Annotated in this window: 21 protein-coding genes; 5 read left to right on the top strand and 16 right to left on the bottom strand. The window is 50.5% G+C overall.

Translation table 11 applies throughout. The features are described 5' to 3' along the window. The first annotated feature begins 2 nt into the window (after positions 1-2). Complete coding sequence (locus tag ACYUBO_RS00530) at positions 3-671, top strand: DUF120 domain-containing protein (RefSeq protein ID WP_300333865.1); 669 nt, start codon at positions 3-5, stop codon at positions 669-671. Further along, entirely contained in the window at positions 664-1,356 is a 693-nt protein-coding gene (gene ribB / locus ACYUBO_RS00525) for a 3,4-dihydroxy-2-butanone-4-phosphate synthase (protein ID WP_460371549.1), read from the top strand. The genes ACYUBO_RS00530 and ribB overlap by 8 nt, the downstream gene beginning before the upstream one ends. Here the strand turns inward: ribB and ACYUBO_RS00520 are convergent. Together ACYUBO_RS00520 and ACYUBO_RS00515 are read right to left on the bottom strand one after the other, a co-directional pair. Further along, entirely contained in the window at positions 1,346-1,918 is a 573-nt protein-coding gene (locus ACYUBO_RS00520) for an RPA family protein (protein WP_300333861.1), read from the bottom strand. The two genes, ribB and ACYUBO_RS00520, sit on opposite strands and share 11 nt — an antisense overlap. Then, positions 1,915-3,729, bottom strand: coding sequence for a hypothetical protein (locus ACYUBO_RS00515; protein ID WP_460371547.1), 1,815 nt, complete (start codon positions 3,727-3,729; stop codon positions 1,915-1,917). Before ACYUBO_RS00515 ends, ACYUBO_RS00520 begins: the two co-directional genes overlap by 4 nt. Positions 3,730-3,839: 110 nt before the next feature. On the opposite strand from ACYUBO_RS00515, the gene ACYUBO_RS00510 reads away from it, so the two are divergent. After that, on the top strand, positions 3,840-4,034 hold the full coding sequence (locus ACYUBO_RS00510) for a DUF1858 domain-containing protein (RefSeq protein ID WP_300332405.1): 195 nt from the start codon (positions 3,840-3,842) through the stop codon (positions 4,032-4,034). Between the two features lies 1 nt (position 4,035). On the opposite strand, the gene ACYUBO_RS00505 is transcribed toward ACYUBO_RS00510, so the two are convergent. From ACYUBO_RS00505 to ACYUBO_RS00470, 8 genes are all read right to left on the bottom strand, one after another. Next, positions 4,036-4,911: an adenosylcobinamide amidohydrolase gene (locus ACYUBO_RS00505; protein ID WP_460371545.1), complete on the bottom strand. Its 876-nt coding sequence runs from the start codon at positions 4,909-4,911 to the stop codon at positions 4,036-4,038. Beyond that, positions 4,908-5,270 (bottom strand): anaerobic ribonucleoside-triphosphate reductase, encoded by a 363-nt coding sequence (gene nrdD / locus ACYUBO_RS00500; protein WP_300332409.1) that lies wholly within the window; start codon positions 5,268-5,270, stop codon positions 4,908-4,910. The genes ACYUBO_RS00505 and nrdD overlap by 4 nt, the downstream gene beginning before the upstream one ends. A 90-nt stretch (positions 5,271-5,360) precedes the next feature. Beyond that, entirely contained in the window at positions 5,361-7,049 is a 1,689-nt protein-coding gene (locus ACYUBO_RS00495) for a radical SAM protein (protein WP_460371543.1), read from the bottom strand. Positions 7,050-7,118: 69 nt separating this feature from the next. Next, a complete protein-coding gene (locus ACYUBO_RS00490) occupies positions 7,119-7,760 on the bottom strand; it encodes a class I SAM-dependent methyltransferase (protein WP_300333963.1) in 642 nt (213 codons plus the stop codon). 113 nt (positions 7,761-7,873) lie between these two features. Next, a complete protein-coding gene (locus ACYUBO_RS00485) occupies positions 7,874-8,971 on the bottom strand; it encodes an ABC transporter substrate-binding protein (protein WP_300333966.1) in 1,098 nt (365 codons plus the stop codon). A 127-nt stretch (positions 8,972-9,098) separates the two neighbouring features. Continuing rightward, positions 9,099-9,962 (bottom strand): ABC transporter ATP-binding protein, encoded by an 864-nt coding sequence (locus tag ACYUBO_RS00480; protein ID WP_460371540.1) that lies wholly within the window; start codon positions 9,960-9,962, stop codon positions 9,099-9,101. After that, positions 9,959-11,044, bottom strand: coding sequence for a FecCD family ABC transporter permease (locus ACYUBO_RS00475; RefSeq protein WP_460371538.1), 1,086 nt, complete (start codon positions 11,042-11,044; stop codon positions 9,959-9,961). The genes ACYUBO_RS00480 and ACYUBO_RS00475 overlap by 4 nt, the downstream gene beginning before the upstream one ends. A 485-nt stretch (positions 11,045-11,529) precedes the next feature. Beyond that, the gene (locus tag ACYUBO_RS00470; protein WP_460371536.1) at positions 11,530-11,736 is read right to left on the bottom strand and encodes a hypothetical protein; all 207 of its coding nucleotides are present in this window, start codon (positions 11,734-11,736) and stop codon (positions 11,530-11,532) included. A gap of 45 nt (positions 11,737-11,781) precedes the next feature. On the opposite strand from ACYUBO_RS00470, the gene ACYUBO_RS00465 reads away from it, so the two are divergent. Next, complete coding sequence (locus ACYUBO_RS00465) at positions 11,782-13,209, top strand: IS1634 family transposase (RefSeq protein ID WP_460371534.1); 1,428 nt, start codon at positions 11,782-11,784, stop codon at positions 13,207-13,209. A 327-nt stretch (positions 13,210-13,536) separates the two neighbouring features. On the opposite strand, the gene pyrF is transcribed toward ACYUBO_RS00465, so the two are convergent. The 6 genes from pyrF to ACYUBO_RS00435 form a co-directional block, all read right to left on the bottom strand. Further along, positions 13,537-14,172 carry an orotidine-5'-phosphate decarboxylase gene (gene pyrF / locus ACYUBO_RS00460; RefSeq protein ID WP_460371532.1) on the bottom strand — a complete coding sequence of 212 codons (636 nt, stop codon included), beginning with the start codon at positions 14,170-14,172 and terminating at the stop codon, positions 13,537-13,539. Continuing rightward, positions 14,169-15,104 carry a deoxyhypusine synthase gene (locus tag ACYUBO_RS00455; protein WP_460371530.1) on the bottom strand — a complete coding sequence of 312 codons (936 nt, stop codon included), beginning with the start codon at positions 15,102-15,104 and terminating at the stop codon, positions 14,169-14,171. The genes pyrF and ACYUBO_RS00455 overlap by 4 nt, the downstream gene beginning before the upstream one ends. A 122-nt stretch (positions 15,105-15,226) precedes the next feature. Continuing rightward, positions 15,227-15,439, bottom strand: a complete 213-nt coding sequence (locus tag ACYUBO_RS00450; protein WP_300332863.1) for a hypothetical protein — start codon at positions 15,437-15,439, stop codon at positions 15,227-15,229. A 47-nt stretch (positions 15,440-15,486) separates the two neighbouring features. Beyond that, on the bottom strand, positions 15,487-16,374 hold the full coding sequence (locus ACYUBO_RS00445) for a hypothetical protein (protein WP_300332866.1): 888 nt from the start codon (positions 16,372-16,374) through the stop codon (positions 15,487-15,489). Between the two features lie 76 nt (positions 16,375-16,450). Continuing rightward, complete coding sequence (locus tag ACYUBO_RS00440; protein ID WP_460371527.1) at positions 16,451-17,131, bottom strand: DUF4013 domain-containing protein; 681 nt, start codon at positions 17,129-17,131, stop codon at positions 16,451-16,453. A 21-nt stretch (positions 17,132-17,152) separates the two neighbouring features. Next, positions 17,153-18,418: a TiaS agmantine-binding domain-containing protein gene (locus tag ACYUBO_RS00435; protein ID WP_460371525.1), complete on the bottom strand. Its 1,266-nt coding sequence runs from the start codon at positions 18,416-18,418 to the stop codon at positions 17,153-17,155. A gap of 84 nt (positions 18,419-18,502) precedes the next feature. Here ACYUBO_RS00435 and ACYUBO_RS00430 point away from each other — a divergent pair, with 84 nt between their 5' ends. Beyond that, positions 18,503-19,426, top strand: a complete 924-nt coding sequence (locus ACYUBO_RS00430; protein WP_460371523.1) for a transcriptional regulator — start codon at positions 18,503-18,505, stop codon at positions 19,424-19,426. The last annotated feature ends 19 nt before the right edge of the window (positions 19,427-19,445 follow it).

Here is a 19,445-nt window from a genome sequence, read left to right as displayed (position 1 = left end):
AGATGCCTGATGCGGGAGATCTTCCTGTACTAAAAGCAATTGCTCTTCTCGGGGGGTGCCGCGGGCCGGTCAGGATATCAACCCAGAGCCTCGGCACCACCCTCGGGACAAGTCCACAGACGATCTCCCGCCGTTTGAAGTCGCTTGATTCAGCCCACCTGATCACAAGGAACGTCGATCCATCAGGCCAGTCTGTTGAGGTGACAAAAACCGGGGAGGAGATCCTCAGGCGTGAACATGCCGAGTACTGCCGGATCTTCTCAAGAACCGGCGGGCATTTCATCCTGAAAGGAGCGGTCATCTCCGGGCTTGGGGAAGGCCGGTACTACATGTCCCTTGACCATTACAAAAACCAGTTCAGGATGAACTGCGGATTTGAACCATACCCCGGCACCCTGAATCTCAGGCTGATCCAGCAGAGTATTCCAGTACGAAAGAAACTTGATTCCCTTGAATGGACGACAATTCCAGGCTTTTCAGACGAGCACAGGACATTTGGTGAGGCACGCTGCCTCCCCTGCCGGATCAAGGGGATCCCCTGTGCCCTGATTGTGCCAGGCAGGACGCATTACCCTGAGGATATCATCGAACTCATTGCCGGTGTGCCGCTCAGGGACGAACTCGGGCTGGAAGATAACGATATTATCGAGGTGGAGATCGGATATGATTAACGACGCAATCAATGCACTCAGAGAGGGGAAATTCGTCCTCATCTACGACTTTGACAACCGGGAACGCGAGACCGATCTCTCGATCCGATCAGATGCGGTGACATCGCAGGATATTCTCAGAATGAGAAAGGATGGCGGGGGCTTAATCTGCACCGCAATCCATCCGGAAGCGGCGAAGAGACTCGGTCTCCCGTTTGCAACAGATGTCTTCTCCCGGTGCGGCGAGCTTGGGGAGAAGGAGGGGGATGTCCCCTATGACCGGAAAAACCACTCCTCATTCTCGCTCTGGGTGAACCACCGCGAGACCTTCACCGGCATCACCGACCATGACCGTGCCCTGACGATCACAAAGGTCGCAGAACACGTCCAATCAGCCATGAACGGGGGCGGACTCCCGCCATTCGGAAAAGAATTCCGCACTCCGGGTCATTCCGCACTGCTCCGTGCAGCAGATACCCTCCTTGACCAGCGGCAGGGCCAGACCGAGCTCTCGATCGCCCTTGCCATCATGGCGGGGGTGACTCCGGCCGTCACCGTCTGTGAGATGCTCGATGACGAGACCGGAAACGCCCTTGGGAAAGATAAGGCACGGGCATATGGAGAGGAGCATGGCTTTCCGTTTGTTACTGGCGAAGAGATCATCGAGGCGTGGGACGGTTGGAAAAAAGAGAAAATTATTGTCTGATCGCCGTTAAGGCGTCATAGACCATCTTTTTATAGGATTCAAGATTCGGGTTGTATTCCCGTTGTGCTGCTTCGGCATCGGGGCTCTTCTCGAACGCATCAATACGGTCAAGGGTCGCCTCGGCACAGTCAAGCACCCAGAGATCCCGCATATTCCGATCAACTGCGGTCACCGTCTCGGCACGAACCGAGATGAGGACATTGCCGTCAGGTGTCTCATATGCATTCGGCTTCCCGACAACTGCAACAAAGGCCGGGGATTCGAGTTTTGCGATCTGCTGCATCGCCTCGGGCTGGTATGATCCTGCACTGACAAAGAAGGTGCCGGTAGGATCGGCAACCCGTGCTAGATACATGCTGTGCTGTTCACCACGCTTCTCCTTCTGTGTGAGCGAACCGACGATGAAGATCCGGTTTGAACGCTCGCCTGTCGGGAGGAGGATATAGGTCGGGCTCTTCTCATCATCGCCTTCCCGGAAGGAGTGGCGGGCATCGCGGAGTTCCGCGGCAAAGACACGCTTTGCCGGTTCACGGACATAACTCTGGGTACGCGCTTGTGTCATGCGAGATCGCCTCCTGCACGGTTCAGAAGGGCAGTCTGCCTGCTCATGTCAGGGGTAAGCCATTCAGCATGGTTGGCAATAAAGAGATCTTCAAACTGGCGGGCGGTGACTTTCAGGTATCGGCCGAGTGCCCGCTCGTTAAGCTGGCGGATCACTTCATCTGCTCCAAGCGGCTGGTTCTCGGCAATCTCCTGTGCCTCGGCAAGAGTCATCTGGAAGAGAGATTCAACCACTTCACGCGGAAGCAGGATGTTCCGTGCGATATGGCCGTCATCCAGGGTACCCCTGATCCGGAGATCATACTTGAAATCAGGTTTGAACTCATGGATCGGGCAGAAGTTCTGGCGGGAGAGGACACGGTTACACCCTTCCTCGGGACAGCGTTTCACGATCCCCGATCCTGATGCGATATGGACGAGTGCGCCCTGGATCGCTGTTCCATCACGGGCAATCTCTATATCTCCCTCCTCTTCGGGAAGGGCAGTCGCCTGGGTCAGGTTAACAGATAATCGTCCATTATACTCATCAACAATAGCATAGAAGAAGTTATAGACGGTATTCTCCTGAAGTTTTTCCACACCCTCATTCTTCCAGAGGATGAACTTCAGAACACCAGTCTCATCACCGACAAGACCAGTCTGGAGCATCCTTTCGCTCCGGCTTTCCCACTCCTGGACGAGTTTAACCCGTATTGAGGCTATCCCGGGTGAGAGATCGGCAACCGTTGTTTGTGGAGGGGGTGGAAAGAAACGATCCTCAATCGGGGTGATCAGTGCACCTTCCCCCATAGATATCCGGGATGCGCCGCGGAATGAACCTTTTGAGGCTCCCTCGATCGCATAGCACATTCCCTTTTCAGGAGGCAAAATACCGGCATTTGCCCAGAGGGTAAAGGCATATGCACCTTCAGTTGTTGCGATGATCCCCTGTGCGGCAATTGCATCCGAGACAGACGATTCAACAGAGATGATCTTCCCCTCTATCCGGGGGAGTGCCTCCTCCATTGCACCGGGAGCCGTTGACTGGACTTCGATATCACCATCTTCAAGCGGAGAGCAGGAAGCGGGATCGATGGTTACCGAGAGGCGGCCGTTATACTCCTCTACTGCTGCATAACGGAGAGAGTACACCTGATCGATTGCAAGCTGCTGGTCAGATCCCCCTTTCCAGACGAGGAATTTCACCGTTCCGGTCTCATCCCCAATAAGCCCGGTCTGCTGCATCCGGTCATGCCTGACCTCCCAGTTCTGGATAACTTTCCCCTTTATCGAGGCGATACCAGGAGAGAGGTCAGCGATGCTGGTGAAAACAGGAGTCACCGTGCGGTCTTCGTTGATCGGAGTGACGGTTGTACCTGAGTGGATCTTGAGGTTCGCAAGACCACGGAACTCGTCGACGACAGCAGACTCCAGCCTGTACCATTCACCGGCCTTCAGAAGTGCCGGGGCACCTTTTGCAAAGATAACAAACCCGATTGCACCGGATTCATCTGCAATAATTCCTTTCTGGGCAACAGCAGGGGAAGGCGGATCGGTGACCGAGACAACCTTTCCTTCGATGGTGACCCATTCCCCGGGAGAAAGGTCGGCAATCCGCGTCATATCCAAAGATGAAGAGGTCTGGGGCTTTGGGATCTGTTTACCATGCTCCTTCAGGATATCCTGGAGGATTGTCCGTTCAGCTTCTGCCGGCGGCACCCCGAACTCGGATACAAGGCGGTTAATCTTTGCTTCAATACGCTCTGAATCCGGAACAATGTCCTGTGCTTTCAGTTTTTGGGAGATTCTAGCTATTATCTCGTGGGTATCCATAATGATCTCCAACAATGCATCTGCAGGCAGGGGTTATAATAGATCTGACCGGGGGGTGAAAGTGTCAGGGGACACAAAGATAAATAGGTCACAGGTCAATAATTTTCTCTATGTCGATCACCCTCGATTCAACGATAATGGAACTCGTTAAAGAGAAACCGGAATCCGCAGGCATCCTCCAGAGCTTTGGCATGGGGTGCCTCGGGTGCGCCATCGCACACAACGAGACCGTCCGCGAAGCCGCAATGGTGCATGGTATCCCGCTGGAGGAGCTCGCTTCAGCACTTGGGATCGCAGTAGAGTAAGTTATTTTCTCTTTGAGACGGCCTTCAGTTCACTCAGGGCCGCCTCAGGATTTCTTTTCAGATGCCGGACAACCTCCGGCTCATGGTTTAATGTGCATTCCGTGCAGGCCCATACCCTGCCGCCCGATGAACTCTGCACCCAGCTGCCAAGAGATTCATCACCGCAGGGGTACAGGGGGCAGTAACAGAGATCGCACCGCTGCCCCTTGAAATGGCAGGGATAGTACGGGCAGTTCACAGGCGACCATTCAACCCATCCCCCGCCATTGAACCGGCTGTAGATGATAAATGCAGGCTTATCAGAGAGGACTCTCCCTTCATACCGATCAAGTGCCACTGCCACCCCATGCCGGACAGCGCTCATGATCCGGCTGCCTGCTTCAGAGACGGGACCTGAGTACTTGTGTTTCACCTCACCCTCCGATGCAACAATGATCGCATCCGATGTTGTACCGGTATAGGAGCGATCCCGATCCCGGAGCGCCTGCACCTTCGCCTCGGTGGCGGTGATGAACGCCCCGGCGAGGGCGGATCCGGAGAACCCTTCGGTACTTGTGATGATGATATTGATGGTGCCGGGCCCCTCCGGTGTCGGGTGGGTCGTTCCGGCGGTGATGAAGAGGGTCAGAAAATCATATCGGAGCACTACCAGGTGCCGCATCGACACTGCCGTCATCAGTCCGAAGAAAGAGTTGCCAAGACCAAATGAGGCGGCAACCAGGCCAAGCGTCCGCTCCGGCTCAGGCGCATCATAGCCATACGGCACCGTATGGTTCAGGAGGGTCGTAACCCTGCCGGATCCGCCACCGATCCCTGAGCTGAGGGCATCAAAATCCCCCCGAATCACCAGAGTGCTCTCACGGAGATAATATCTCATCCAATATCGTAGTGGGCCCGATCTTTAAGTTCCTGCTGTTTTGCAGCATTCCAACCGGTGACATCGGAGAGGTATCCTGTGATCCGCGAGATCTGGGAGACATCATGTGATCCGCACTCGGGACAGACCGGAGCACCACAGAGCGGGCAGTATTCAAGGGACTCAACGATATCGTGCGGGCAGTGGCAGTGATCTACCGGGCACATCAGCTGGAGATTCGTCTCGCCACAGGCCGGGCACGGCTCCTCATCCACGATATGATGGCAGGTATGGCATTTGTACTTCCGCTCATCCGCCGGGATGTCATCAAGGCTGGAATACCGCTCGATCGCCTTCTTCTGTTCGTCACTCAGGTGCATGCGGAGTATTAGGGAGAAGGTGGATAAAAGGATGCGGGTTGATGCAAAAAAAAAGATCTGGTGAAAGGATTCAGCCATCAGAAGACCGTATCAATCATGCAAAACCCCGGGTTGTGCAAATGACCGGTTTGGCGAGACTGATGTATAGGGTATCCCATAGAACCTTGTGTAAAACTGATGTGCTTCATCTTCAATATCAAATTGGCAGCGATCGGGATGGAGAATATTTGCAATCGTCATCAGACCAAGAATCCAGCGAGGACTTCCAAAGTCCCACGTAGGGTGCATCGAATAGATATTCCCCTCTCTGACAGCCGGAACATCAATAGTATGTTCCATACAATAACGGGAGGTATCACTCACCGAAGACGAGATAAAACCTGAAGTGAAGATAAACTCGGGATTCAACCCCATCATCTCCTCACGGGAGATATTGATGCCGGGTTTTCCCTCCTTTCCTATCGCTTTATTGACATATTCGCCTCCGGCAGCCTCAACGAGCCTACCCTCAAACCGGCCAGGATTAATGGCAAAGAGTGGATGGCCCATGGCATAATATACGCGTGGTTTGGGGGCGGATTCAACCTTGCTTCGGACGCTTTCATATCGTGTTCGAATATACGCAGACAGTTCCTGGCCTTCCTCAATCATACCAGAACGGGTGGCAAGATCCATAATGAGGTCATCATATGCTTCAATATTGTTCATCCTGTCATGAAGTTCTTTCTTCAGCATCCCGCTTTGAAGCACCTCAGCCCAGATTCTGGCGAGTGTGTCATTATCCTGAACCTGAAGGCAATGGAGGATAGCCCATATCATCTCAAGCCCTCTCGTTATCCGGTACCCTCCCATCATACCAGACTCTGAGAAGCTCTCCCTATGGATGATCCCCCTGACAGGGAGATGATACCCGCACGTGCATTGCTTCTTTACATTCCCAGTTATATGCGATCCCATCGGCCCATAAAATTCCCGCTCGATACACGGGCTGAAACATTCAGGGCAATATGTTGTCAGATAGTCAGTACCTGGTGAATTGAAGAGATAAACCCAGGAGAGCATGAGTTTTAGACGCTCACATAATGCCTCACTATCATAGATTGTCGGTTCAAGAACGAGATCAGCATCCCCAAAAGGCACAAAACGCATTATCTGAAGGGGAATATCCCGTGAGATAGCCGCAATCCTTGAGGCGGTGCCTGTCACCTCATCCTCTCCGCCATTCATATGCACCAGAGAAACCTCGACATGCACGCCACCTTCATGGAGCATACGGATCGTTCGATAGACGGGATCCGCACTCTTCGCCCCGCAGGAACGATACCGTTCAGCACTCACACCCTTCAATCCGATATTGACAAAATCAACATGAGGGAGAAGTGCAGCTGCCGAGGATTCGGTCATATATCCATTTGTCGAGCATCCAATCAGAAGCCCGTTTTGGTGTGCAGCTTCAGCCAGCCTGTAGAAGGTTGGTAATGAGACGATAACATCGTTTAGAGCAAAGGCAATACCCATACACCCCTCTTCAAGAGCCATCCTGATGACATCACGTATTTTCAGAGCTTTATCTGAACTCCCAAGCGACTCGGCATGGCGAACAAGAATCTCAGAGACGCACCCCTGGCAGGTAAGGTTACAACCGACCGTACAGACCTGGAGAAATTTGCCTCCCGGGGAAAAATGAAGCAGCGGTAGTGTCTCAATACTGATTGGAGCAGCTGCAAGGAAGGAATCTGGATACCGCTCGACGATAGCAGAGCCATTGTTCGTATACATACTGCATCTGCCATATCCCCCTTCAGGGATCGAACACGCAACTTCACATAGAGTACAGCGCAATGAAACTCACTTCCTCATGATTATCCAGAAACCTGCCAGATCACGGCGGATCTCATAGTCAGCAACACCAGCAGCTTCAAGCGCCTTTGGGATCTTATCGGACTGCTGCATTTTCAACCGTTTTTCTGCATTCTTTTCCCATTTTGGATCAATTGAACGCATCTTCCGGAAGATCTCCTCTTTCAGAGCATCTGTTCCAAATCCTCCCCCAATAAATGTCCTTCCATTCGGGCGAAGGACCCGGTATATCTCCAAAAAGGCTTTATTTAGATCATTCCAGAAGAAGAGAGAGCCTCTGCTGATGATGATATCAACCGAAGAGTCTTCATAGGGAAGAGCGTGAACATCTCCATTCACAACCCTTACACATCCGGATAGCCCTGCCTCCTTAATATTCTCAGTTGCAATCGTGAGCATATCAGGGGAACTATCAACCGCATCAATTGCAAGATCACTCACTCTGGCAACCGCAATTGCAAGATGAGCAGGGCCACAGCCGAGATCGATACATGATCCACTGGTGATTTTGCAAACATCCATAATCTGATCGGCAATTATCGGGTAAATCGGTGCAAAAGGACCTTTTGCGATTGAATCCATCTTCTTTGCACCATCTGCATTAAACGGTTTATCTATTGACTCTGACATTAGATACATCCCAAAATATTTGTTAGGAGATGAGGGATCTCCCGTTTTCATACATCCATTCTTCCTTCCATAATCCTGTTGTGTAACGAAGATACTCTATGACAAAAAACCATCTATCGAAGCGGGGGGACCAGAAGGGTGTTCAACTGATCCTCAGAAAGCTCGTAATGATAGAACTTCAGATAGAACTCCTTCGTAAGCGCAGGCATATCCAGATCACTGAATATCTCAGGATAGAGAATTTTTGCGATCCAGGGAATGCCGATGATCCGGTTGATACCTGGTGGACGGTCAAACCAGGGGTATGGTGACTGGGGGACGAGATAGACCCGCTTGTTTTTGACCGCAGAAATCGACTGCCAGAGCGTATCGGAATAGACCGCTGCATAGAACGGGGGATCACTGACGATGATGACATCAGGATTCCATCTTGTCACCTGCTCCATTGAAACAGGCGTCTGGCCAACGCCAGGGAGGACATCACAGTCTGCGACATTGATCCCGCCTGCAACTTCAATCAATTCAGAGTGGAAAGAGCCGGTTGGATCGGTCATTAACCCTTTTGGACCTTCTGCATAATAGACCCGGACTCGCTCATCCTCCGGGATAACGGAGACACGATCTGTAACGGTTGATAATACCCTCGTATAGAACTCCACAAGCTCATCTGCCTTCTCTTCTTCACCCAGAAGTGTACCAAGGAAGATCAGCGCATTATCGTATCCCCGTGAATCTCTGGCATCCAGCACACCGACAACAGGAATATTACCAAATACCTGCTGATGTTCTTCGAGCACAGTTGCAAAATCGCCTATGCCTTCTCCTGCAATGATGATATCCGGGTTCATAGACATGAAGACCTCATAATTTCCGGTCTGCTTTCCAAACCACCCGCCAATGTTAGGAAGGCTTCGGAACTGATCTGAAATATACACTTCACCATTGATTTTATTTGGATTCATATTGATCCCGATCAGTTTCTCAGGTGCAAGTGCATACACAGCAAATGTGGTCATGGGAACGGTGCTGATGACCCGATCAATCTTCAACGGAACCTCCAGGGTTCGACCTGCCATATCCGTGATGATCTTTGTAGTACTTCCTCTCTGATCAGAAACGGTCTGGGCATCTGTACAACCACATGACAGGGTAGCCAGACAGATCATCATAAGAATTGTTGTTATTACTCCATATGATAGCGTTTTCTTCATAATTTCACCTATATTCACAGGAATTGCGATCAATTTGTCAATCGGTTTCTCTTCATACTCTCACAATACTCATATCAGACGTATCCGGGTAAGCAGATGACAGCCATAACAGAAGATGATAAAGATCTTATCTCATCATCATCCCCCCGGCACAGGCAATCTCCTCTTGATTGTGCCTGCATATGGAGTGTATCTCATCATGGCACCGGCACTTTCCTGACCTGTGCGGCACACAGATATGGCGGGCAACATTTGGACTGAAGCTAATCGAGACATCCACCCCATATGTCTGTCTCAGGTTCTCCTCGGTAACGACATCTTCAGCCAGGCCATATGCCATAAAAGAGCCATACTGCATGATGGCAACGTTATTGGATGTAAGGAAAGCATGATCGGGGAAATGCGAGCTCATAATAACCGAGAGACCTGTCTCCACCAATCTGTCGATGATATCGAGTACCTTAATCTGGTTGCCGAAATCAAGATGCGACGTTGGTTCGTCAAGGAGCAGAATCGATGGATCCTGCGTCAGGGCACGGGCAATGACAGCAAGCTGGTACTCCCCCCCTGAGATCTCGTTCACCGGCTTTTCTGCGATCTTTGTGATCCCGACGAGTTCGATCTTCTCGTCAGCTCTTTGAAAATCCTCCCTTCCAGGAGAGGAGAATGCCGCAAGGTGGGGAGCCCTTCCCATCAGCACAAAATCCCTGACTGAAAAGGGAAAGACGATCTCATGAGCCTGTGGAACATACCCGATCTTTTTTGCAATATCAACGGGTCTGGTTTTTGCCATATCCTTCCCAAAGAGGTGTATCGATCCATCACAGAGGGAATGCAAATTTGCCAGGCACCGGATGAGGGTGGATTTTCCTATCCCGTTAGGACCCAGAATACAGAGTACCTCACCACCCTTGAGAGAGAACGAGACATCCGAAAAGATCGGCGATCCCCCGGGATAGGAAAAACCGGCATTCGCTACTTCTAAAATCATGTCCATCCCACCGAACGCTTACCCAGCAGATATGCAAAGAATGGTGCCCCGATGATCGCGGTGAGTATTCCAAGAGGGATCTCAGTACTCGTCAGATTCCGTGCAATGGTATCAATAACAAGCAGATAGGATGACCCAAGAAGAAATGAGACCGGAATCAACTTTTTATTATCAGGTCCAACAAGCATCCGGCCAAGATGGGGAACGACAAGGCCAACCCATCCGATGATGCCCGCAATACATACCGCCCCGGCGGTGATGAAGGTAGAACAGAGTATAATCACCTGTGACATCCGTTTCGTATCGATTCCTAGTGTCCGTGCTTCATCATCACCAACGGCAAGCAGGTTGATCCTCCATCTGATCAGAATGAGAATTGATGTTGAAATGAGAAGTGGGGGAGCAATTAGGAAGAGCTCGGTATATCTAACCGATGCGAGGCTTCCCATCAGCCAGAAGGTGATCGCGGGGAGTTTATCATAGGGATCGGCAACATATTTGGTGAGTGATATTAATGCGGTAAAGAAAGCTCCGACGATAATACCGGATAAAACAAGGATAAGGGTTGGCGTTCTGCGATAGACTCTACTAAGGAAATACGTGATTGTAACAGCAACAATACCAAAAAAGAACGCTGATAGCTGCACAACCAATGAGCTGGCCGAGAGAAGGAGTGCAAATGCCGCACCAAACCCGGCACCCGAGGAGACACCCAGAATATCAGGGGAAACAAGCGGATTTTTAAAGAGACCCTGATAGGCTGTACCTGCAATTGCAAGTCCACCTCCAACAAGCACCGCTGCAATCGCTCTGGGAAGTCGGATCTGATAGATGATATTCTGTTCTGCTACTGTCCAGTCGGGATTGATATGGAGGAGATTACCGGGGAAAAGATTGGCTATTGGAGCTATAAGGATTTTTATGACTTGTAATGGAGATATTTCGAAATGACCTAAAAAAAGAGTGATGATAAATAGCAATGGTAAAATTCCGTAAATCAACAGCGAACTCACAACCTTTCGGTTGAGAAACGGACGAAGAATGAGGTATGTATTTGAAATAGAATGTATGAACGTTGACATGTATTCACCATTTTTGATATACCATATCTTCTGAACACAAAATTTTCCAGAAGCTTCTGATAGAGAGATACTATTGTGAGACACTCTGCATTATAACGGTCAGAAAATCAATTTATAAATACTATCATTTTGCATTAGTAAATAATTTTTAATTAACAATACTATCATTTACAGGTTAATTATCTTCAAACAACCATCCATACCCTGAGAAGAGGAGCATTTCTTTGTGCGGATTGACCCTGTTAGAGAACAATTAAAATCGCATCTATCACCGTATTTTGTATTTAAATGATGAATGACAGAATTCTGAGATAGCAGACCTCTACAATGAACCATGGGTTTAATTAACCTCATTGATCATTACAAATTCCAGAAATTATCAGTTATTTTATCGATTAAAGGATTCAAAAGACTAAAAAAAATCAAACGCGCATCAGATGTTTGTCATAGAAGACACCCCATCAGTACGGTACTTCATACCTGAGCTACCACCGGGGCAGGGCGATCCAGATGATGATAAGAAGAAATATGATCGCGAGTATCCTGATCCAGAGCGGGATATTCATACCGGGAGATTCGGTTTTTGGAGCCTCCGGATGCGGCATCTCCTCTTCGGATTCAACAACGAATGCTCCCTGGTATCCGCATCGCTTGCAGCGCCACTCTGATCCAATATAACCCAACTTTGCCATTAACAAGAAATAAGTCAGTTCTTAGTGATGTTTGTATCGACAAAAATGCAAACAAAACTAAGAACTAATCAGATTGAACCGAATGAGAATATATCCTTTCCTATCGGCACGCTTCTCCTCATTGAAAGGCTGTATGAAACCCTGAATTTCCCCTCTGTTTTCGGGAAACACAAAACGAGAGGTCTCGACATCAATAATTTGCTTCAAGCTCTTGTCAGCTACAAAATGACGGATAACTTCAGCATAAAGCGGTCTCACGAATGGATCAACCGTCCTGAAGTGCTTACCGAATTCTCTCTCCCTCCATTCAGCGAAAGAACACTCTACCGTGTCCTTGAAACCCTTGGTGCCAACCGGGAAGAGATCATCTCCGACATCCAGGATATCCTGTTTGAGAGGTATGATTTTGAGCATACTAACATCAACATGGACTGGACCAGCATTGTTCTTCATGGTACTAAGGCGCCGCTTGGAAAGTATGGCTACAGTCGGGATCATCGGCCAGATAAAAAACAGATCACCGTTGGTATCACAGAACTTGCCGACCCAATCAATGTCCCGATTGGGCTGACAATCGAACCCGGCAATCTCAATGATCAGATCCACTTCAAGAAGACCTATCAGCAATCAAGCGGCAGGCTCAGAGAGGATTCTCTGGTAATATTTGACAAAGGAGCGAACAGTGTCGCCAATACCCAGATGATCCGGGCAGATAATATGCAATACATCACCGGAAAGAAGCTCAACAAGAGCGACGACAAGATAATCGCCAGATTTGAGACATATAATCCTCAGATGGTTGATGAGGAGTCAGGAATTCGCGGGATTAAAATTGAGAAGCCAAACAGTACGAACTACCTCTACTTCTCAGAAAAACTGCAGAAAGAGCAGCTGGAATCCAGGGCCAGAAAAGTTGTGCGAGAGATAAAAGAAGCGAAGGCCATTCAGGAAAGTATTGACAAGAATAAGGGTCTTCCAAAGCGATTCCGGATAAACAATCTTCTTGTTGATGTGGATTACTCCATCCAGACAAAGCTGATTGAACTCTCAGAAGATGATGCCGTCAGGCTTCTTGAAGATAAGTTCATCACCGGTAGAGAGGGATTCTTCTGCCTGAAATCGAGTAAGAATTTGACACTTATTGAGGCCCTTCTGACCTATCGAAAAAAGGACTCGATCGAGAAGATATTCAATTCTCTCAAGAACGAGATCGAGATCAAACCATTGCGTGTATGGACTGATAACAGCATTTACGGTGCGCTAATCATTGGGTTTATTGCACAGTTGTTTATCTCTTTGATCCGATTTGAGATCCCAGAACTAAAGCATACGTCAACGAAATTCATCAAAAAGGCGCTAACGAATTTGACAGTTACGGTTGATTCCTGGAGGAGGAAGACAAAAAGGTTCATTCACTCCAATTTTGATGCCATCAACACGCTGATTTTATGGCATAATTGGACGGTTACATGATTTTTTGATTGGAAAATCGTCAACTGTCAAATACAGTTTCCCGATGAAATTCTGGGAAAGTGAGATCACTGTAGTGGATGCTCCCATTGGGCGGCTGAACCTAAAGTGGCAAACTTAGGATATAACCTCCGACAGTCTGAAAGAGATCATTGCTTCCGCACTGTGGACACCGCCGCATACATGGCATGCACCCGCAGAAGCTATCAATATTCCCCCTGATACACAGAGTGGAGATTCAGGCACTACGGGACATGGGATCAGTCTGCCTCAGAGTGACTCATAGGGTTCATCACCCACCGATAAACCGGTGTCAGAACGAATTTCTCATCATCGGCAGCGGCGGGCGTACTCTGCTGCGGCGGCCCCGGGATCCTCTGCGCCATAAATTGCACGGCCGACGATCACACCATCCACAAGCTCTTTTACATCTTCAGGAGATGCACCCTGGGCACCAACACCGGGAGAATAGATCTTCATCGCACCCACAAGCTCCCGGAGTGCCGCAATACGGGCGGGCCGGGTCGCCGGTGCAATGATCCCGTCTGCTCCGGCAAGAGCGGCCATCCTGCAGAACGATTCGGCCACCCCCCCGGAGAACCATTCCGCTCCTCCGGGGTGGCTCATCTCACAGACGACAAAACATTCTCCCCCATGTGCATGTGCGGATTCGACACAGGCGGCAAGCGAGTCACTCCCCGGAAATGCATGGCAGATAACAGCTGAACAGCCGGCATCAAAGACAGAATCACAGATGAGTGTGTTGGTATTTGGAATATCCGCCACCTTGAAGTCCGCAATCACCGGAACGCCGAGTGCAGCAATCTCACCGGCAACCGACAATCCTGCTCCAAGGACAAGAGGGTAGCCGATCTTGATCGCATCAACGTACTGGGCAGTCGATTCTGCAATCGCGAGTGCCCTGTCCCGTGAGGTGGCATCGAGGGCAAGGATCAGGGTACTCATGTTACCAGCCTCTCCAGGGTGGCGGCAATAAGCAGTGGCAGCGTGATCGTTGCATCCCCATAGACCGTCATTGCACGTGCCTCTTCGTTGATCTTGCCCCAGGAACGTGCCTCGTCAAGAGTTGCCCCGGAGAGGCCGCCAAGATCGGGGCGATCGCCGGTGAGCTGCACGGCATAGGAGAAACCATTCTCGGTCATCAGCATGCTCTGGAAGATGAAGTTCTTTGGAACACCGCCACCGACAAGGAGTGCCCCGGCACGCTCAAGCGAGAAGCACCGGTTCATCAGATCCTTCATATCAAGGAACGCATCGATAACAACCCGGCCCGACTGCGAGAAGAGCCAGTACTGGAGGCCTATCATTGAGTCCTGGATAGCGGGGCAATAGACAGGAATACCTTTCCGTGCTGCTGTGGCAAGGATCCCGGAGTCCAGCCGCTCTCCGATATGCCGGAGAAGGGAGGATATTGAGATGACCGAGCCCTCTGGGAGTTCGGAATAGACCTCCTGCATAAACTCCTCGAACCGCTCGAATGCCTCGGTCGGAAGATAGACATCATAGATACGGTTGATCTGCTCGTGCCTGAGATCGACATCATCACATATCTCGGTTCCATGATAGTGGTGGCACCCGATCGCCTCGATGATATCATGCGTCAGGTTGGCTCCGGTTGATACGAGAATATCAATATATCCGCATTCAAGGAGATCCGAGACAATTCCACCCATACCGGCAGGCACCATCGCCCCGGCAAGGCCAAAAAACCGCGTTGCCTTTGGATCAGAGAACATCGCCTCGGTGATAGAGACCGCCTCGGCAAGCGATCCCCCGTTATATGCACCAGCTGCACCCATCGCATCGACAAGCTCCGATACCGTCATCCCCGGCCGGATATGCATCTGGCATACCGGATCATTGCATTCGTGTTGCATCCTCACTCAACCATATACAGGTTAGCTTCCCGCATGATTAAGCCATTAGCTTTTGGAGGGTTGGTCCGGGTTTTCATTAAAAGAGAATGGAGGAGTTGTCCCCAACCTTATACAAACCCCATTCAATCTTCAGTCATAAAGAACCGGACAGCACCCGGCGCATGCCTGTTGATCTCCTCAAAGAAGTAGGTGCCAAGTGCCGGATCCGAATCATCGATCGCCGCAGTAATCGTCCTGACAAGCCACGGAGAGAGATCCGGACCCTTCTCAAGAGAATTCATCACCACGACAACTGCTTCATCAACCTCGATTTTATTCTTCCATCGGTATGCCATATGCTCACCAGACCGATGATTGGATGGAAAGTATATAAATTTTATTATTATCGAACCTTCAACCGCCCATCCTTTCCGGTGATCCTCCCGGCAGAGCGGAGTGCATCCACAAGCTGCTGCACCATCTCCTGTGATACATCAAACCTGAGAGGATATGCTTCTTCATCAATGGGTACCGTTTTCCCGGATATATTCTGAGTGATTTCAAGCAGTGTTGCCGCACCTTCCTGAATCAGCGAGACGATCTCGTCAGCCAGGGTAAGCAGGAGGAAGAACTGCTCGAGAAATGCAACAAAACTTTCCTCTTCAGGATTCGTTCCCTGGATCGAATCAATGAGATCTGTTGGATCCGAACTGAAGATCACATCAATCCCTAACTGGACAGAGAAGAGCGTCTCTGATGAAACAACCCGCTCACCCCTTAACCCTGCCTCCTCAAGTGCCTCTTTCTCAGGGAAGAGGAGGAGCGGAATCGGGACAGCAATCATATGGCTCCCGGAATCAACCTCCCTGACGACATGAAGGCGATCATCTTTCTCCTCTACATACCCATCCCTGACATACTCAAGAACCCTGCGGGCATCCTGCGTAAGGGAAGCCAGTTCCTCATCAGAGAGTGAATCGGTCTTCTCATATGCGGCCCTGAGATAGCTGCCCCCGTCAGCTTTTATCGCAGAAATGATCCGGGAGAATGCTTCCTCTTCAAGCCTGACAATCTCAGAAGCGATCCCAAGCGCCTCTTCATCCCCCTCATCCTCATGAGATAATGAACCAATAAACGCCCCAAACGAATCTATTGTGCCAAAAGCCACCTCCAGAGAGGTGAGTGTCGTCTCAACAGTGAGACGGGCAGATGATCCTGACTTCTTCAGGATGCGAACAGACTGCTGGGCATCCTCGCGGGCAGTAAAATGAAGGGTAAGTTCCTGTGACATGCAGTTGTTTTTTCATTCCTGAAGAGATGAAACCTCGCTTCTGTTCGAAAAATGGTTGCCAGGAAGAGTGGTTGGGTTATTGATTGGATGAATCGGAGAGGCCGGATTCAAAGACGAGGGTGAAGTACCGGGCAGCAAAGACCGTCACCATTGCATAGATGAAGAATGCCGGGATATACCCGATCAGGGAGAGTTCCATCATGTATCCCGCCGGGAGAGAGACAAGGAATGCGATGATGGTATAGAAGACAACCGCAGAGAGATATGAGACGACACCAATCCTTCTGATATGGGCCAAAATCGCACTGAATGCAAAGGCATCGCGGATCTTCCCTGTTCTGGCTGTTCGGATCACCCCGATCATCGAGAAGAGGATGACAACAGCATACAGGAGTATGATCCCAACAATCAGAAAGAAGACGAAACCGATCTCTGAAAAGAGAAGGCCGGATTCGGCATGAGTGATAAGATTCAGCAGGAGATCACCCTGTGATCCGACGATGATGATCGCCCCGATAAACGGGAGTGCATAGATGAATGAGACGATTGTCAACCTGATTCCGTCAATGAGGAGTTCGAGCGGCTTTGAGAGATCCGGGGGTTTTGATCCTCCACGGTAAATCCGTGCCGTATACCCATAAATCAGGGGGAAAATAGCGACCATACCCATCAAAAGAGGAACCCTTACCGGCTTATCCCGGATCGTGGCCATGGTAAACGCAGCCGACTCCTCAGCAAATGCAAAGAGATCGATCATATCAGCAAAGAGTCGACGGGATCAGATATAATCCTCCCGACTGTAATCCTTTGGAAAATCCGGAATAACAGGCTCTCCCCGGCAGAGGGGACGGGCAAGATGCCGTCTGGCGGAAGGCGGAACCTCATACCACCCCGGATGAATCGTCCTCTCCTGATAGCTGATACAGGGCTCCCGGCTCCTTGCCCCGCATACCCGGCATTTATACCCTTTATCTTTCCCCGCCGAGGTCATCTTTTTGCCGCAGGACTCGCAGAGGGGGGCTCCCGCAACCCGGCACGGGGGTGCAGAGAGAACCTGGATCTTCTCAATATTCAGGGATCTCTTCTTATAACTGCCACAGACATACACACGATCTCCCGGTGCAAGCGCCCGGATACTATCGCGGAATCCCTTTGTCGGCTCATATGCCATGCAGGTGAGGCGATCTTTGCCATCAGTAATCTCAAGAGAGACATGGCCGCCGATCCCTGTTTTGGGAGGGGATGCAACAATGCCGGGAACAGAATAGGATCTCCCCTCTTCAAGGGTTCCAACCGATCCACGAAGCAGATGGGCATCAGTTCCCTGATTCGTCTCAAAGATCGCCTCAAGTACCGGAGCCTCGGAGATGACCAGATTCCTCGCCAGAGAGATCCAGACCGGGTCATTCCCCCTGATCCCATAGAGGACCGGATCCGGGGTGTGCGGAACACAGACGATCAGATTATTCCCAGGATCACAGGTATCCCATGTCCCGGGATACGTCATCTCCTCTGCGAACCTGAGGCTCACCGGATCAACAAACCGAGTGCTCGTATGGAGATTCACATCACGATAGACGAGATACTCGGATGTGGCATCTGAGAACTCCGCTGCCACAGCAGCGACAGCTCCGATGATCCCTCGTCCATTCTTCCAGAGCCTGTATCGTGCCCCGGCATCCCCACAGGCTGCAATAGCGCCTTCAATTGTACAGAAACCAGTGATCGCCTCTTCTGCAAAAGCAGCGGGAGGGCGGATCTCCCCACAGACGACAAGACCGGGATTCGTCTTCTCGCAGGAGAGATCGGCAAGCTCTTCGATGAGATCAGTTGCGATCGAAAAGGCAGAGTCCGGGTCACCCTCAGCTTCGATGGCAATGGCAGCATTTCCACGCGTCTTCCAGATGATATTCGGATTCAGCCTGACGAGCCGGAGGGATCGGATCTCCATCCCGGACTCCTCAAGGCGCCGGGCAAGGAGAGCCCCGAGATAGGTGGTACACATACCTTGAGGAGAGTCCGTATCATCGATACCGATCCACATATCTATAGATCTGCTCTCCCAGCCCATAAGGGACATCGTCAGATCCTTTATTATCCTAGATTCACCATGTAGGTTGTAGAAGAGATGGTACAGGAGCGGCTCATCCAGACGGTGATTAGTATTCTTCTTACCGCAGGGTATGATGTCTCTGAGCGTTGCCTCCTCAGACCACGGAGCTTTGACCTGCTCGCTTCAGGTAAAAAGGGACTTGTGATCATCAAGATCGTCTCCCAGATCGACTCGGTCTCAGAAGAGATCGCATTCGATCTCGAGGCGATGGGACACCACCTCAGGGCTGTTCCTATCATCATCGGGGAGAGGGCAAGGGATGCACCACTGGAACGGAGTGCAGTCTATCTCAGGTACGGCCTCTTTGCAGTCGCACCATCAACCCTCTATGATTACCTTGTTGAAGGAGTTCCCCCTCTTGTCTATGCCTCGCCCGGCGGCCTGTATGTCGGCATCGACGGGATACGCCTCCGCGAGATGAGAGAGCGGCAAAACCTCTCGCTTGGAGATCTTGCACATATTCTCGGCGTATCCCGGCGAACCATCAGCAAATACGAAAGCGGTATGGGAACAACGCTTGAAATGGCATTGAAACTCGAGGAACTCTTTGACGAAGCGATCGTCCAGCCGATCGACCTCTTCATCGACCGTCCACATGACCTTCAGGAGAGCATCTATCAGAATGAGATCGAGGCAGCCTCGCCCGCCGGCCACCTGAAAGAGATGGGTCTTGAACTTCATCAATTCAGGCGTGCTCCGTTCCAGCTTGTTGCCCTCTTCGAGAAAAACACAATATTTGCCTGTTTTGGTACGGCACAGAAAACCGTCAAGCGCGCGGCACTCATCGGGAACCTCTCCCAGATTGCCCATGCCCGATCCCTCTGCATTCTCTCTGACTATGATAAAGAGAAAAAAATTGGAAAAACTCTTGTTATCGGGGAAGAAAAGCTTTATTCTCTGGAAGAGGGATCGGATCTCATCAATCTGATACCTGAATAATCTTTATATAGAACTACAA

It is taken from the genome of Methanocalculus sp. MC3 (assembly GCF_054767395.1).
This window is presented reverse-complemented; position numbering and strand designations above follow the sequence as displayed.